This is a genomic window from Bdellovibrionota bacterium (assembly GCA_035292885.1).
Lineage (GTDB): Bacteria > Bdellovibrionota_G > JALEGL01 > JALEGL01 > DATDPG01 > DATDPG01.
Genome location: DATDPG010000098.1, coordinates 13113 through 28194, shown reverse-complemented (window position 1 = coordinate 28194; position 15082 = coordinate 13113). Strand labels below are relative to the sequence as shown.

Annotated in this window: 14 protein-coding genes; 2 read left to right on the top strand and 12 right to left on the bottom strand. The window is 55.3% G+C overall.

Going from position 1 to position 15082, the window contains the following annotated elements; genetic code table 11:
* On the top strand, nucleotides 1–2125 hold a 2125-nt coding region (gene dnaE / locus VI895_07890; protein HLG19719.1), incomplete at its 5' end, for a DNA polymerase III subunit alpha.
* On the opposite strand, the gene VI895_07885 is transcribed toward dnaE, so the two are convergent.
* From VI895_07885 to VI895_07870, 4 genes are all read right to left on the bottom strand, one after another.
* A complete protein-coding gene (locus VI895_07885; protein ID HLG19718.1) occupies nucleotides 2082–2405 on the bottom strand; it encodes a hypothetical protein in 324 nt (107 codons plus the stop codon). The two genes, dnaE and VI895_07885, sit on opposite strands and share 44 nt — an antisense overlap.
* Nucleotides 2398–3438, bottom strand: a complete 1041-nt coding sequence (locus VI895_07880) for an ATP-dependent 6-phosphofructokinase (GenBank protein HLG19717.1) — start codon at nucleotides 3436–3438, stop codon at nucleotides 2398–2400. The genes VI895_07885 and VI895_07880 overlap by 8 nt, the downstream gene beginning before the upstream one ends.
* 3 nt (nucleotides 3439–3441) lie before the next feature.
* Nucleotides 3442–3780 (bottom strand): divalent-cation tolerance protein CutA, encoded by a 339-nt coding sequence (cutA, locus tag VI895_07875; GenBank protein ID HLG19716.1) that lies wholly within the window; start codon nucleotides 3778–3780, stop codon nucleotides 3442–3444.
* Nucleotides 3781–3842: 62 nt separating this feature from the next.
* The gene (locus VI895_07870; protein HLG19715.1) at nucleotides 3843–4061 is read right to left on the bottom strand and encodes a cold-shock protein; all 219 of its coding nucleotides are present in this window, start codon (nucleotides 4059–4061) and stop codon (nucleotides 3843–3845) included.
* A gap of 83 nt (nucleotides 4062–4144) precedes the next feature.
* Here VI895_07870 and VI895_07865 point away from each other — a divergent pair, with 83 nt between their 5' ends.
* A complete protein-coding gene (locus VI895_07865; protein HLG19714.1) occupies nucleotides 4145–4819 on the top strand; it encodes a hypothetical protein in 675 nt (224 codons plus the stop codon).
* A 155-nt stretch (nucleotides 4820–4974) separates the two neighbouring features.
* On the opposite strand, the gene VI895_07860 is transcribed toward VI895_07865, so the two are convergent.
* The 8 genes from VI895_07860 to VI895_07825 all read right to left on the bottom strand — a co-directional run bounded on the left by VI895_07860 (nucleotide 4975) and on the right by VI895_07825 (nucleotide 14973).
* On the bottom strand, nucleotides 4975–6372 hold the full coding sequence (locus tag VI895_07860) for a diguanylate cyclase (protein HLG19713.1): 1398 nt from the start codon (nucleotides 6370–6372) through the stop codon (nucleotides 4975–4977).
* Nucleotides 6365–8116, bottom strand: coding sequence for an ATP-binding protein (locus VI895_07855; GenBank protein ID HLG19712.1), 1752 nt, complete (start codon nucleotides 8114–8116; stop codon nucleotides 6365–6367). The genes VI895_07860 and VI895_07855 overlap by 8 nt, the downstream gene beginning before the upstream one ends.
* A 103-nt stretch (nucleotides 8117–8219) precedes the next feature.
* On the bottom strand, nucleotides 8220–9011 hold the full coding sequence (locus tag VI895_07850) for a dihydroorotate dehydrogenase electron transfer subunit (GenBank protein HLG19711.1): 792 nt from the start codon (nucleotides 9009–9011) through the stop codon (nucleotides 8220–8222).
* Nucleotides 9008–9541: a ribosomal protein S18-alanine N-acetyltransferase gene (rimI, locus tag VI895_07845; GenBank protein HLG19710.1), complete on the bottom strand. Its 534-nt coding sequence runs from the start codon at nucleotides 9539–9541 to the stop codon at nucleotides 9008–9010. Before rimI ends, VI895_07850 begins: the two co-directional genes overlap by 4 nt.
* Nucleotides 9472–10158 carry a hypothetical protein gene (locus VI895_07840; GenBank protein HLG19709.1) on the bottom strand — a complete coding sequence of 229 codons (687 nt, stop codon included), beginning with the start codon at nucleotides 10156–10158 and terminating at the stop codon, nucleotides 9472–9474. The genes rimI and VI895_07840 overlap by 70 nt, the downstream gene beginning before the upstream one ends.
* Nucleotides 10139–11653, bottom strand: coding sequence for a SpoVR family protein (locus tag VI895_07835; protein ID HLG19708.1), 1515 nt, complete (start codon nucleotides 11651–11653; stop codon nucleotides 10139–10141). The genes VI895_07840 and VI895_07835 overlap by 20 nt, the downstream gene beginning before the upstream one ends.
* Nucleotides 11654–11664: 11 nt before the next feature.
* A complete protein-coding gene (locus VI895_07830; protein HLG19707.1) occupies nucleotides 11665–12774 on the bottom strand; it encodes a DUF444 family protein in 1110 nt (369 codons plus the stop codon).
* Nucleotides 12775–12921: 147 nt separating this feature from the next.
* Nucleotides 12922–14973 (bottom strand): serine protein kinase, encoded by a 2052-nt coding sequence (locus VI895_07825; GenBank protein HLG19706.1) that lies wholly within the window; start codon nucleotides 14971–14973, stop codon nucleotides 12922–12924.
* Between the last annotated feature and the right edge of the window lie 109 nt (nucleotides 14974–15082).

Below are 15082 nucleotides of genomic sequence, written 5' to 3'. Positions count from 1 at the left end.
GGGAGCCGTGATTCGCGACGTGGGGCGAGCGATGGGTTTAGCGTACGGCGAAGTGGATCGAGTGGCGAAGATGGTTCCGGCGGTCTTGAACGTCACGCTGGAAGAATCTTTCGAACAGGAACCGCAATTCGCGGAGCTTCGCAAAAAAGATCCGCGGATCGACGAGCTTTTGACCGTGGCCGTGGCGTTGGAAGGGATGACGCGGCACGCTTCCGTACACGCCGCGGGCGTTGTGATTTCCGACGATCGGCCTTTGGTGGAGCATGTTCCGCTCTATCGAGGCCAGCATGACGAGGTCGTCACGCAGTGGGACATGAAAGGGGTGGAGAAGATCGGTCTCATCAAGTTCGATTTTCTCGGCCTCAAGACGCTGACGCTTCTCCAACGTGCCGTGAAGCTCATTGAAACGGCTCACGGCGTGAAAATCGATCTGTTGCACCTCGACATGGCCGATTCGAAGGTTTACGAACTCCTCCGCCGGGCCGACACGCAAGGCATCTTCCAGCTGGAATCGTCCGGGATGCGCGACCTGGTGGTCAAACTCAAACCCTCTTCTTTTGAGGACATTATCGCGCTGGTCGCCCTCTATCGGCCCGGCCCGCTCGGCTCGGGCATGGTGGAGGATTTTATCAACCGCAAGCATGGCCGAATTCCCATCGTGTACGACCTTCCGCAACTGGAGCCGATTCTCAAGGATACGTACGGCGTTATTCTTTATCAGGAACAGGTCATGCAGATCGCGTCGGCGCTGGCGAATTACACGTTGGGAGAAGCCGATCTTTTGCGGCGCGCTATGGGAAAGAAAAATCCCGAAGAAATGGCGAACCAGGAAGCGCGTTTTCTGGAAGGGTGCGAGAAAAACAAGATTCCTGAGACGAAGGCCAAAAAGATTTTCGATTTAATGGCAAAATTCGCCGGGTATGGGTTTAACAAATCCCATTCCGCCGCGTACGCTCTGATCTCCTATCAAACAGCGTATTTCAAGACGCACTATCCCGTGGAGTTTATGGCGGCCTGTCTGTCGATTGATCGCGACAATACGGACCGAATCGTCGTTCTGTTGGCCGATTGCCGCGCAAATGAAATTGAAGTGCTCGCCCCCGACGTAAATGAGAGTCAGCTCGACTTCTCCGTTCTGGAAGGGAGGATTCGCTTCGGTTTGGCGGGTGTGAAGAACGTGGGCGAGGGTGCCATCGAAGCGATTATAAACGCTCGGGACAGCGGAGGACCTTTTGTCGACCTCTTCGACTTTTGCCGCCGGGTCGACCTCCGCCGCGCGAACAAACGGGTCATCGAATCCCTGATCAAGTGCGGGGCGCTGGATTCCACGGGGGGCCGGCGGGCCGAGATGACCGCCACCGTGGAACTTGCCATGGACGCGGCTCAACAGGCCCAGCGCGACCGGGCCGTGGGACAGGAAAACTTGTTCGGAGCCGGAACGCCCAAGGTGTTGCCGAAGATGTCCTATGTACGCGCGGGGGAATGGGACGAATTGGAGCGATTGCGAGGGGAAAAGGAGTCCGTCGGATTTTACGTCACCGGGCATCCCCTTCTGAAGTACACCGACACGCTTCGACGATACGCCAACGCCGACACCGGGCGGCTAAGCGAGCTTCGCGACCAATCGACGGTTCGAATCGGCGGGATCGTGGGATCGCTCAAGGAGATCACAACCCGAAAAGGGGACCGAATGGCGTTCGCCACGCTCGAAGATCTTTCCGGGAGCGTGGAACTCGTCATTTTTTCGGATTTGTACCGTCAGACGAACGCCGTATTTAAAGGCGATGCGCCGATCTTCGTCATCGGGAAGGTCGACATCGGCGAAGAGCAGGCCAAGATCATCGCCACGCAAGCGGCGAGGCTGGAGGACGCGGCCCAGCTCTTTTCCGGGACGATTCATATCGCGTTGGACGCTTCGGTCGTTCCGGATTCCAAACTTCGGGATTTGAAAGAACTGTTTGTCCGCCACAAGGGGGACTGCTCGACCGTTCTTCATCTGCGCTTGCCGGGGAAGTCGGAGACTGTATTGGCCCTTTCCAGGGAATTTGCCGTGGCGCCGTCGGACTCCATGTTGAGCGAAATCAATTCGCTTTTAGGTCCAACGTCCGAGATTCTATTTGTTTAGCTTGGGACTCAAACTGATAGTAGGAAACCCCTATCCATAAGAGGCCGAAGACCAAGAGGAGAATTCCGATGATCCGTATGTTTCGCTCGACCGCCGCATACGATCCCTGGATCCCTTTGGATCGCAGAAGAACCGCTTTGAGTCCCGCGATCACCCATATCAGGCCGAAGACGACAGAGAGGCCGAGGCGGACCGGAGGACTGAAATAGCGCTCGGCAAACTGGATTCCGACGGCGAGAAGAACGGTGGCCGCCGAAAGCTGAATCAGCCACTTAGCCAAAAAATACCTGCGCGAGCTGGTACACTTCCGGAGTAAGCGTTTTCAACCGGGCTACGGCATCCGACAGCGGAACGGCCGTGATCTGGCCGCCCACCAGCGCCGGCATTTTTCCGAACTCCTTCTTTTTCACCAACTCCACAGCTCTTACACCGAATGCCGTCGCCAAGATCCGATCGAACGCCGTGGGCGAACCGCCCCGCTGGACGTGTCCGAGGATAGTCGAGCGGGTGTCGTAGCCGGTTTTTTTCTTCACGAGGTCCTTCAGGCGATCGGCAATGCCTCCCAACTGCACGTGGCCGAACGCATCCACGGGCGCTTCGGACTGGCTCGAGATTTTCTCGCCGTTTTCGCCGATCACCTCGGCTCCTTCCGCCACGGCTATTAGGCAATAGTTTTTTCCGCGGTCACGGCATTTGCGGAGGATATTGCAGAGGTCCTGAAGTTTTGTCGGGAACTCCGGGACCAAGACGGCGTCGGCGCCGCCTGCGATTCCGGCGTACGCCGCCAGCCAACCGGCGTGTCGGCCCATGATCTCCACGATCATGACGCGGTCGTGGGATTCCGCCGTAGTTCGAAGGCGGTCCATCGCCTCCGTGACAATGTCGAGGGCCGTGTGAAAGCCGATCGTAAACTGCGTGGCGTCCAGGTCGTTGTCGATCGTCTTGGGAACGCCGACGATCGGCAAGCCCTCCGCAAATAATTTGGCCGCTACGCCGATCGTGTCCTCTCCGCCCATCGCGATCAGCGCATCCAGATGATTTGAAGCCAGCGTTTTTCGAACTTGGCCGGGTCCGTCCTTTTCTTTATACGGATTCGTGCGGGATGTGCCGAGAACCGTCCCGCCCCGATAAAGAAGTTCGTCGATACGATCCAGGGTCAAAGGCATGGTGTCGTTCGTCAGCAACCCTTTCCAACCGAGGCGAATTCCAAGGACATCGATCTTATGCGTCGCCGCCGTTCGAACAATCGCGCGGATCGCGGCATTCAAGCCGGGAGCATCACCGCCGCCGGTCAAGACTCCGATTCTTGGCATCGTTCACTTCCTTTCGCTTTTCGAGGTCGATTGGGCGATCCACTCAAGATACAAAGCAGAACCTTTCCCCAGGGGCAAGCTAATCAATTCCGGCAGCTCATACGCATGATATTTCCGGAGTGCTCGTTCGATTTGGGGAAGCAGGCTCTTTCGTGTCTTGATCAAGATCAAACATTCCCGCTCATCCCGCCGTTTCCCCTTCCATCGAAAAAGGGACTGGACTCCGGGCACGATGTTGACACATGCGGCCAAACGCCGATCCACCAGCATTTGGGCGATCTTTCGCGCGTTTTTTCGGCTTCCCGTCGCGGAGAAAACGAGATGGAATTTTCCACCCGACACCACGGACCGTATTTTACGGTTGCCGGGTTACAGTGCAAGCCGAGAAACGAAAGCTTCGGGGATTATTGGGTGGTATTACTCGACCGAGTCACGTTGACGGCGAACAACCCTTTCGGCCCTTCGGAGACATCGAAGATGACTTCTTCGCCCTCTCGGAGGGTCTTAAAGCCCTCGCCCAGAATCGCCGAGAAATGAACAAACACGTCCTTAGGTTGGTCGTTGGGGATGATGAAACCAAAACCTTTGCTGTCGTTAAACCACTTCACCTTGCCCTGCGCCATGAACTTCCTCCCGAAAACCAAACAAAAACCAACAGACGACGACTTCCTCTGATTATTCCTAACGAGCGAGGAGCTTTCCGTCAATGATTTTGACGGCGGAGAGCCGCCTTCCGTATCATGGCCGTGTGGCGCGCTCATTCCTGGCGGCGATCTTAGTATGGCTCGGCTTCTCCGGCGTCGTCGGATGGGCGCAATGCCGAACTGTTTTGCAACCGGTGAGAACCGTTGCGACGACCGTGGAAGCGGACACCCAACCCGTATTTCAGAAGCTCGGCTTACGGCCAGAGAGGGCGAAAAATCACCCGGCGGCAGATTCCATTGTGGGCGGCGACGATCACTTGATCGTACCCGGCAAAAGGGTTGGGGCGTTTGAAATCGGAACCGGCGTCGAGTCGGTCCGTTCGAGACTTCGCCTATCCACGCCGACTCGCGCGATCGATCCAGCGTACGAATTTCTGCTTCCGCTCGGCTATAGGCCCGAACGGGATTTTCGGGAAAACCGCGAACGCGGGCTCCGTTTTGCCTTTACCGTGCAAGACCGGAAACTAAACGAAATTTTCGTTCGGAATCGGGTGGATCACACGGAGGATCAGCTTCGCGTCGGCACGTCCGAAAATGTTTTGGTGGGAAAAGGAACGTGGACTGTGCGCAAATCGGCGAAGGGGCGGCAATTTTACTTGGGGGAAGGGATTACGTTCGTCGTGGAGAAAGACGAGATTACCGAGATCGTTGTCCTCAAGAAATCACTTTCCCGCTAGCGTTCTGAGTCCGACGTAGCTTGATAACAAAGGACGTCGATGCGCCCGGATGGCAAGGCGCGACGACGAAGGCGTACTTGCGAGGCCGTACGCCGAGGAGGAGCAACGCAGCCAGCCGGGATGCGGCGGCGTCCGGCTATCAAGATATGTCGGACTCAGGACGCCAAGAAAACTCGGTTTCTTCCTTCCTTTTTGGCGCGATAGAGGGCTTTGTCGGCAGCCTCGATCAAAAGCTCTTTGGTTTCACCGTGAGTCGGGTATTCGGCGACACCCATGGAGACGCTCACAATCTTGTCCGGCTGCTTTTCTCGGTTATGAAACGGGTGATTGGCGATCGTTTCACGCAATCGATCGGCCAAGATCATGGTTCCTTTGTGATCGGTCTCCGCCGTGATGATCACGAACTCTTCACCGCCGTACCGGGCGGCGACGTCGATCTTGCGGATCGCCTCCATCATGAGCTGAGCCACACCCTTTAGAAGCCGGTCTCCCATCGGGTGGCCGTTGATATCGTTGTATTTTTTGAAGTGATCGACGTCGAAGAGGATGAGACAGAATTTCTTTTTAAATCGTTTGGCTCGTTCCAATTCCTGCTGCAGCGAATTTTGGAAATAGCGATGATTGAAAAGGCCCGTTAAGCCGTCGTGCACGGCCAGTGCGGTCACTCGATCGTGCAGCTTCGCTTTCCCCACCTGTGTAGAGACGTTCCCCGCGAATTGCGTGAGAAGCGCGCGGTCGTCGGCACCCCACGCTTCGTTCTTGGTCACGGCGAAAACGCCGACGATTTTTTCATCCGAATGCAACGGCAGGAGCAAGAGCCGTTCCGGAACGGGGGTCAGCGCCATCCGCTTTTTCAGTTCCGTGTCGTCGTCGATCGTCTTAAAATAGTTTGCGACCGATTTCGCCCCTTTCAATTCGAATGTGAGGTCTTCAATTTTTCCTTCTTTCCAGCCGAAGGCTTTAGAGCCGGCCAGAACCTCCTTTTCGGCGTCATAGAGGAAATAGATCGCTTTTGGGCTGCGGCCGAGGCGTGTGAAGAAAGAAGTAGCCTTCGAGAGAATCTCTTCTCCGTCCAACGTTGTGGCCAGCTGAGCGGTGCAATCGTAAAGCGCTTCGACGTCCTCATTTCTCCGTTTCAGTTCGTCGACGAGGCGTTTGACTTCCCGTTCGAGGCGGAGTTTTTCGACCGTTCGGTTGATGACGGTCGTAATCACGTCGAGGTCCTCAAACGGCTTCGTGAGATAGTCATAAGCTCCGAGCCGGATCGCCTTGATGGCCGTATCGAGGGAGCCGTGGCTCGTCATGATGACCACCTGAATCGTCGGGTCGTGTTCTTTGATTTTTTCGAGGAGCTCGATGCCGGTCATTTCCGGCATTCGAATGTCCGTAATGACGACGTGGTACTGCTTCTCCCCCTTGACCATTTCGAGAGCTTGTTTGCCGTTGATCGCGGAGTCTACGGCATAACCGCCGTCGGTCAGAACTTCGGTGACAATTCCACGGAGCGACTCTTCGTCGTCCGCGACCAGTACGTTAAAGGGGTTCTTACCCATCTTTCGCCGGCGCCTCCTTGGTGGGAAGCCGTACGGTGAATGTTGTCCCCTTTCCGACTTCGCTACCAACTTTTATTTCACCATTATGGCTCCGAATGATTCCGAACGTTACGGCCAGCCCCAGTCCGGTCCCTTGGCCGGCCGGTTTGGTGGTGAAAAAAGGCTCGAAGATTTTCTCCAGGTTTTCCTTTGGAATGCCCATACCGGTGTCGGCGACCAGAATCTCCGCCCAGCCGTTCTCCCCTTTGCGTGTGCTTACCGTCAGCGTACCGGCCTCTTTCATCGCCTGTTGGGCGTTGAGCATCAGATTGGTGAGAACTTGCTGGATCTGGTTGGCGTTCCCGAAAACCGGAGCGATTGTTCCGTCCGGGCAGAAGTTCCGTTCGATTTTGATCCCGGAGATGGTGACTTGATGGTCCACCAACGCCACGGAATCCCGAACGGCTTGGTTGACGTCGAAATCGAGAAACTCCGTCTTTTCCTGCCGTGCAAAACGCATCAGGTTTTCTACGATGTCTTTGCAGCGTTTCGTCTCTTTTTCGATGATGTCGAGATATTTGTCCATGCCGCTTTCCGGCGTCGCTTTTTTCTTCGCGAGTTGGGCGTATCCTAAAATCCCGGCCAGCGGATTCTTGACTTCGTGCGCGATGCCGGCGCTCATCTGCCCGAAGGCCGACATCTTTTCCGATTGGATCAGCTGTTTCTTCGCGTGTTCGAGGCGTGCATCGCGTTCCTTGAGTTCCGTGCCCATTTGGTTGAATGCCCGCGTCAGGTCGCCGATCTCATCTTTCGATGAAATCGTCACATTCACTTCGAATTCTCCTTTCCCGATTTTGGACGTCATGCCGGCGAGCTTTCGAATCGGACGGGTAAGGGATGCGGCGAAGACGAGTCCGATGGCCACCGCTCCGGTGAAGATCAAGAGGATCATGAACATAAAGCGACTGATCAGGTCGCCGGCCGCCGCGAACGCCGCTTTCTTGGGAATTTGCACGACGAGTCCGGCATCGGCCAGCCCAAGCGGAGCGAACGCGCCGATCACCTTTTCGTTCGCGGCCGGGTCCCGGTAATTGGCGGTCGCTCCGCCGATATCCACGCCCGTTCGGCCGAGGAGAGCCACGAGCGGATGAAATTTGTAAGAAACACCCTTGGGAAGCGAAGCGGCATCACTGTGAAAGATCAAATCCCCGTTCGCGTCGATGAGGTACACGGAATAGATCTTGGTTTTCGACCGATAATCGTAAAGCGACTCCGGCGGGCCAAGCGTCATGCCGAAGACGTTGTTGTTGAGGCGCGTGGCAAAGAGGACCGAGGGCCGCCCGCTTTCCGGAATCCGGCGCATGAGACGGATCTCCCCGACGGGTAGTTTCTCCAGGCGCCGCATCACATTGGGATCGGCCGCGATTTTTTCCGGGCTCTCCCCGCTCTCATTCGATTTTGGTCGAAGAATTTTGCCCGGCTGCAGGGCGGAGCCTGCGAGAGTGAATGTCCCGACCCAGTAGTCATGTTGGAACTGGGCCTCAAAAACAGGACGAAGATTGTCTCCTCCACCGGCGAACGCCATCACCGTCAACGACCTCTGCCGAGATTGAAGAGCCTTCGCGATTTCACGGGCCTGAACTCCGACTGTTTGAGCGTTAAAATCTTGAAGCGATTTCTCCTTGTCCGAGCGGAAAAAATCCATTCCTTTGAACGCTACCGGGACGAGGGACAAGAGAAGGAGGATCAAAATAACAAAGGTCAATTTCGTACGGATGGATAGGCGCACGAGAACTCCTAGTCGGGGTTGAAAAAAAGATCGACGTTCTTCCGATGAAACGTAAGTATATCGATCTTTCCATGCGATTTCAATGGGTTACAAAGATCGGACCGTCCTGGCAGGCGAGGGCATAGCCTGCGGTACCGTCACGTTTCGGGTACGGGGTGACGCAGCTCAAACAAGCTCCCACACCGCATCCCATCTTCGTTTCCAACGAAAGTTCCACGGGAATCCCTTTCTTCATGGCCGCGTCGCATACGCGCTGCATCATGATTTCGGGCCCGCAGGTCAGGATTCGATCCGGTTTCGAGTTTCTGAGTTCCTGCTCCAAGAGATCGACGACCGTCCCTCGGAAATCTCCTCCAGCACCTTCGACGGCGCAAACGGGCCGAACGCCGACCTTTCGAAAATCTTTTGCGATCGGTAGTTGGCTGCGATTTCGAAAGCCGAGAAGAACACGACTCCGTTTTCTTTGCGCCGAGGTCGATTGTCGGCCCCACAACAAGAAGGGAGCGATCCCCACACCTCCCGCCACCACCGTTACATCTTCGTCGGCCGAAGGTTTCGAAAAATGGTTCCCGATCGGGCCGAGGAGCGAGAGCGGAGTTCCCTTCTTGAGAGCGGTCATTTCCTTTGTTCCTTTGCCGACGATCGCATAGAGAATATCGACGGCGGTGCCGCGCCGCGCTTTGCGGATGTCGTAAAACGCCATCGGCCTTCGGAGAAGCGTTTCCGGTTCATGACCGACGGAGAGCATCAAGAAAGTGCCCGCCGGTGCGTTCGGAAACGCCGCCGGAAGCCGAAGCGTCAGGACATGAAACCCCCCCGCCTCTCTCTTGCCGGTGACGACGCCGACCCACTCTTTCGCCCTCGTGCTCATCGGGAAAAAAACCTCTTTTTCAGCGGCGCCGTCATGATGACCGCGTCCTCATGATTATCCGAATAGTACGCCTTTCGTTTCGTGAGAGGCTTGTAACCGAACTTCAGGTACAACGCCTGGGCCGCCTTGTTGGATTCCCGAACCTCCAGATAAGCGAACGCCCTCCCCCGCTCAAGCGCCATTTTGTGCAGTGACGTCAGAAGAGCCGTGGCGATCCCGCGCCTGCGGTACTCGGGGTGAACGGCGACGTTAAGAACGTGCAGTTCATCGACCACTTCCGAAAAGATAATGTAACCGATGACGGTATCGCCGCGATCTCGAGCGGCGATGGTCCCGAACGTCCGGCTTTGCACGACCTCTTCAAAGGATTGCCGCGACCAAGGGTATCGAAAACAGAGTTTTTCAATTTCGGAGATCCGCCCGACATCATCCGGACGGAGAGGAGAAAAGGCGAACGCCGCTAACCCTTTTGGGGAAGATCCACGGGGAGCAATACGATATCGGTCCGCCGCATCTCGGTGTCGCGCCATTTCTCAAATTCCTTTTTGATCTTCTCCCGCAGGAGTTGAGTGCGCACCAAGTTTTCTACGTTTTCGTACGATTTGCCAAGAAAACGGCTGTTTTTTTCGCGGTCGTAAAAAGCCCGCATTTCCGCTTCATTCAACGTCACGCGCCCCGCCACATGTTCCTCCATGAACTGTTCCGATCGGGCGTGCTCCGCCGCAAATCGGTCGACGTCGCTCGGCTCGATTCCATTTCGGGATAAAAAATCATTCATATCGGGTTCCGAAGAAAACAACCTGCGCAGATCGGCTTTCGTTCGAGCGATTTTTTCCGGAGGAGCTTTTAGAAGGAGTCCGGTGTTTTCCACATAGTTCTGAATCAGGGCTTTGCTGACGAGAGTTCGCAGGGCCCGATCGAAGGTATTCGGATCGGAGCGAATATCGCCCACCGTCGGGAGGCGTTCTTTATCGGCGACATGGGAGAGCACGTAATCGACTTCCACGTCATGCAACGTCAGGACCCTTTTGCCTACGACGGCGACCGTTTGGTCTACGAGCGTAGAGGCGGCGACGGGAGCCAGAAAAAAAAGGGGGAGGGGCCCCCAAAGGAGAGAGATGGCGCGTTTACGCCTCCAAGGCCGCATCTTCGGTGCCGGTGTTTCGTTCCGAAAATTCTTTTCCATCGAAGCCGAGAAGCTTCCCTTTTCCATCCATGACGGTCAAGAGATGAACGGGGCGCTTCCATACGGTCTGGATGTTTTTGAGCGTGTCGCGCGCCCAGTCGATTCGAAGGTCCATGCCTTCGTGCTTATGGCGCAAGAGGATTTCCCCTCGGTTTTCGAAATTCCCGTCCTCGACGTAAACAATCGGCTGTCCCAGGTTGGTCAGGGAAAAGAGAACCTTCTTTTTGATCTGCTGGAACTCCCGCGAAGCGATTTCATAATTTCCGGTCTGCGGGTTGAAATCGAAGGAGAAGAGCTTCTGATTGAAACAGAACTCCTCGGTCAAGAACGTGTCGAGGAACGTGATGTCGTTGTACACGCGGCGCACTTCGAAGATTTTCTGTCGTCCCAACCCAAGTTTCCTGTCCCAGTTCTTTTTTCCGACCAGGCTGGTGCAGTCGTCGAATTCTTTTCCGAATTTCCCTTTGTTCCAGCGGTCTTCAATGTCGCGGAAGAGCTCGATTCCGAGTTTATACGGGTTGAGTCGGCCGGGACTCGTGGCCAACGTTCCCGAGTGGTGATCGGCGTAGTCGATCAATTCGGAACCTCTCAAAGCTTTCTGCGTCATGATGGTGGAATGCCAGTAGCTTGCCCACCCCTCGTTCATGATTTTGGTCTGGGCCTGGGGCGAAAAGTAGTAAGCCTCTTCTCGGATGAACGAAAGAATGTCCCGCTGCCAACGGGTCAGCGGAGCGTGATCGATCAAAAAAAGCATGACGTCCCGTACCGGCGAAGCGGGAAACTTCAACTGCACTTTGCGCCGATCCTCGATTTTCTTCTTCTGAAAATCCATGAATTCCTGCGGATTGATGTACGTGTCCATGTAATCTTTGCTCTTGAGGCGAGGTACCACCGGCCGGACGGCGCGTTCTTCCTCTTCATCGCTCGCGTCCGGTTGGTGAGGATCGGCATAGGGGCGGACGATCGCCGTGGAGTGATGATCGATCAAGTTGTCGAGGGAAAGACAGACATCCAGAAATTGTTCCACCGGTTCAAAGCCGAATCTATCGATGTAACGGCGAATCCGCGTGCCGTGATTCGCCATTTCGTCGATCATCTTCCGGTTGGTGTGGACGAAATAGGCGTTGTTTTTGAAAAAGTCGCAGTGCGCGTAGACGTGCGCCATGACCAGCTTCTGGTCGACCAAGGGATTGGATTTGAGCAGGTAGGAGTAACAGGGGTTGTTGTTGATCACCATCTCATAGATTTTCGAAAGGCCGAACTCGTAGCCTTTTGAAAGTTGTTCGTATTCCATGCCGAACGACCAATGGGGATATCGGGTGGGAAACCCGCCGAACGCCGCCACCTGGTTCATTTCGTCGTATTCGAGGACCTCGAAGATGACGGGGTAGAAATCGAGGCCGAAATCGCGCGCGTATTTCTCGATCTCCTCGCGGACCTTGATCAGCTGAATCATCAGGTCGGCCACTATTTTCCCTTCCCGAGAAACGTCTTGATCGAATCGTAAATATCCTCGCGGCTGTCGATTTTGGACGTAATCAGATTCTCGCTGCCTTCCATGTGCTCGTGAAGGTCTTTGAGGAACTGACCCGAGCCGTATTGGGACTCCACCTGGCCGTAACAGAAGAGATTGACCCTCGACAAAATCCGGTCGCGGAGAATTTGCAGGCAAAGGGCCGTATCCTCGCCCGACCAATTGTCGCCGTCCGAAAAATGAAACACGTAGATGTTCCACTCGGAAAAATCGTATTCCTCGCTGATCAGTCGGTCGCACAGTTTGTACGCCGAGGAGATGATCGTGCCGCCCGACTCGCGCGTGTGGTAGAACGTATCGCTGTCGACTTCCCGCGCGGTCGCGTCGTGAATGATGTATCTCGACTCCAGGCCGCGGTACTGGCTTCGAAGCCAGGTGTCGATCCAAAAGCTCTCCGTGCGCACGATTTCCTTTTGCTCGGTCCCCATCGAGCCGGAAACGTCCATCACATAAATAATGAGCGCATTGGAGACCGGTTGCGGGACGAGTTTCCAAGAGCGATATCGTTTGTCCTCTCGAACCGGGACGATGACCGGATTGTCCGGATCGTACTGGCCGGTCGCGATCTGGCGCCGGAGCGCATGCTTGAACGTTCGCTTGAAATGGCGGAGGGACTCAGGACCCGCGCGATGAATGCCGGAATATTTCTCTTTGTGGCTGGTGATGTTCTTCCGCTGTCCTTTGGGTTCAATTTTGGGAAGTTCGAGTTCTTCCGCCAGAATTCGGGCCAGCTCGTCGAGCGATACGTCGACCTCCAGAATGTGATGGCCGGGAAGAGAACCGGCCTGCCCGGAGCCGTCCTTCGGATCACCGGGCCCGAGGACTGTTCCCACCTCGCCCTCGCCTTGGCCCACGCCGCCCATCTTCCGGGGATTATGCGAAAAATGAGGGATGTCGATGCGAGAAATGGGGATCGAAACGAGATCCTTTCCCTTCTTTCCGATCATCTCTCCGGAAGACATATATTTCCGAAGGTCGCGTTTGATTTTGCCGCGAACAATCTGCTTAAAGCGGTTGTAGTCGTTATCTATCTTCAATGCCATGGTTGATGGAAACGCCGATCTTTCCGCAGCTCTGCGTCGGACGCGTACGGGCGGTCCTCACATACGTTTATCGGTATGCTCCGGTCCGTCCGTGCGCGTCCTTCTTGATCTGCGAAAAGCTAGGCGTTTCGTTTCCATTATTGTCCGTTAGCGTTCGGCCTTAATGTCCCCACGGGCGAAAATCGACGCCACGAAGTTTAAAACGTCGGTTGAACAGGTGTCGCAATAACCGTAGTTATTGATCATTCGCTTCTTAACGACGTCGATTTTCTCCTGCGTATCCTTATCCACGACGGACGACACCAAGCTGGTCAGCTTGATCGAATCTTTCTGGTCCTCGAAGAGTTTGAGCTCCAACGCCTTATGCAGCCGTTCGTTGGTCTTGTAAGTGAACGTCTTGCCGTCCAGCGCCAGCGCGCCGATGTAGTTCATGATCTCCCGGCGGAAATCGTCTTTTCTCGATTCCGGAATGTCGATTTTCTCCTCGATCGACCGCATCAGGCGCTCATCCGGTTCCTCGGTCGTTCCGGTGTATTTGTTCCGCACCTTCTCCCGCTGCGTGTACGCTTTGACGTTGTCGATGTAATTCCCGCAGAGTTTGGAGATCGAGTCCTCATCGGCGGATATCGCCCGCTGCACTTCGTTTTTGACGATATCTTCGTATTCCTGCTTGACGGTGCTGATCAGCTCGCGGAAACGCTTGCGCATATCCTCGTTCGCGATGAGCGAGTGATGTTTCAATCCCGCTTCCAGTTCATTGAGAACCATGAACGGATTGACGCACGCCTCGTTCTTCTCGTCCACGAGCGCGTTCGAAATCTTGTCCTGGATGTATCGCGGCGAGATCCCTTCCATTCCCTCTCGTTGCGATTCTTTACGGAGTTCGCGGATATTCTCTTCCGTGAATCCGGCCAGGCTCTTTCCATCATAGAGCTTCAATTTCTGAAGAAGCGTGAGGTTCGCCTTTTTCGGCTCTTCCAGCCGTGTCAGAATCGCCCACATCGCCGCCATTTCCAGCGTGTGGGGGGCGATGTGCTTCGCTTTGATTTTCTTGAGGTTGTAATCCTTCTTATAGATCTTCACCTCTTCCGTGAGTTTCGTGATGTACGGAATATCGATTTTCACCGTCCGGTCTCGGAGCGCTTCCATAAACTCGTTGTTCTGAAGCTTTTTGTACTCCGGCTCGTTGGTGTGCCCGATGATGACTTCGTCGATATCGGTCTGCGGGAACTTCTTCGGCTTCACCTTGTGTTCCTGGGACGCGCCCAAGAGGTCGTACAAGAACGCCACGTCGAGTTTGAGGACCTCGACGAATTCAATGATCCCGCGGTTGGCGATGTTGAATTCGCCGTCGAAGTTAAACGCGCGCGGGTCGGAATCCGAACCGTACTGGGCGATTTTCCGGTAATTGATGTCGCCGGTCAGCTCGGTCGAATCCTGATTCTTCTCGTCTTTCGGCTGGAACGTTCCGACCCCGATTCGGTCGCGTTCCGAGAGGAGCAGACGACGCACCACCACGTGGCCGATCACTTTCGTCCAGTCACCCTGATAGTGGCGCAGCAGCTCCTTATAAACTTGGCGGCACGCGGGGCAGAGATCTCCGTCGATGACGACCCGGCGATCGCCCTTGGTGTTCCGATTCAGTTGTTCCATGACGTCGTTTCGGAATTCGTTTGGAATCAGGTGCAGCGGATCTTCGTGCATCGGGCAACGCATCTCGTCCACGTCCAAAATCCCGTGCGGTCCGGTGTCTTTGTTGATTTTCCAGGTGAACGTAAAGAGCGCCCCTTCCGGCCGTCGGGAATATTCTTCCAGGCCCTTTTTAAGCAAGCGGACGATCGTCGATTTGGCCGAACCGACCGGCCCGTGCAGCAGGAGCACGCGCCGCTCGGTGCCGTAACTGTTGGCCGCGCTCTTGAAAATGTTCAGCATCTTTTGAAGTGAAATATCGAGGCCGAAGACGGCGTCCTTTCCGTCGGCGATCGGATCGGAAAAGAAGTGGAAGCGCGTGATCTTCTTTTTCCCGTCGACGTATTCCTCGGAACCGTACGACAGAATCATGTCGTAAACCCGCTGAAACGCCGTGCGCGCGACGCGGGGATCCTTCTCGATCACCTTTATATAATCTTCAAAGTTTCCTTCCCAATTCAGATCCTTGAACCTCGCAAGATCCTGCTTCCCCTTGATCAGCGAAACGATTTTGGACGGTTCTGATGTGCTCAAAGTGGCCTCCTTGACGAGGATCGGTTTCCGAAACACGTACGCCTCCCAGCGCACGGTTGCCCCCAACTTTCTCCATGACCGCTAC

What these genes read in the sequence shown, in the direction of transcription:
- VI895_07880 (HLG19717.1), bottom strand. Translation starts at nt 3,438, where the DNA reads ATGCCAAGAATCGGAGTCTTGACCGGCGGCGGTGATGCTCCCGGCTTG.
- VI895_07870 (HLG19715.1), bottom strand. Translation starts at nt 4,061, where the DNA reads ATGGCGCAGGGCAAGGTGAAGTGGTTTAACGACAGCAAAGGTTTTGGT.
- VI895_07865 (HLG19714.1), top strand. Translation starts at nt 4,145, where the DNA reads ATGATTTTGACGGCGGAGAGCCGCCTTCCGTATCATGGCCGTGTGGCG.
- VI895_07860 (HLG19713.1), bottom strand. Translation starts at nt 6,372, where the DNA reads ATGGGTAAGAACCCCTTTAACGTACTGGTCGCGGACGACGAAGAGTCG.
- VI895_07850 (HLG19711.1), bottom strand. Translation starts at nt 9,011, where the DNA reads ATGAGCACGAGGGCGAAAGAGTGGGTCGGCGTCGTCACCGGCAAGAGA.
- rimI (HLG19710.1), bottom strand. Translation starts at nt 9,541, where the DNA reads ATGGCGCGACACCGAGATGCGGCGGACCGATATCGTATTGCTCCCCGT.
- VI895_07840 (HLG19709.1), bottom strand. Translation starts at nt 10,158, where the DNA reads ATGCGGCCTTGGAGGCGTAAACGCGCCATCTCTCTCCTTTGGGGGCCC.
- VI895_07835 (HLG19708.1), bottom strand. Translation starts at nt 11,653, where the DNA reads ATGATTCAGCTGATCAAGGTCCGCGAGGAGATCGAGAAATACGCGCGC.
- VI895_07830 (HLG19707.1), bottom strand. Translation starts at nt 12,774, where the DNA reads ATGGCATTGAAGATAGATAACGACTACAACCGCTTTAAGCAGATTGTT.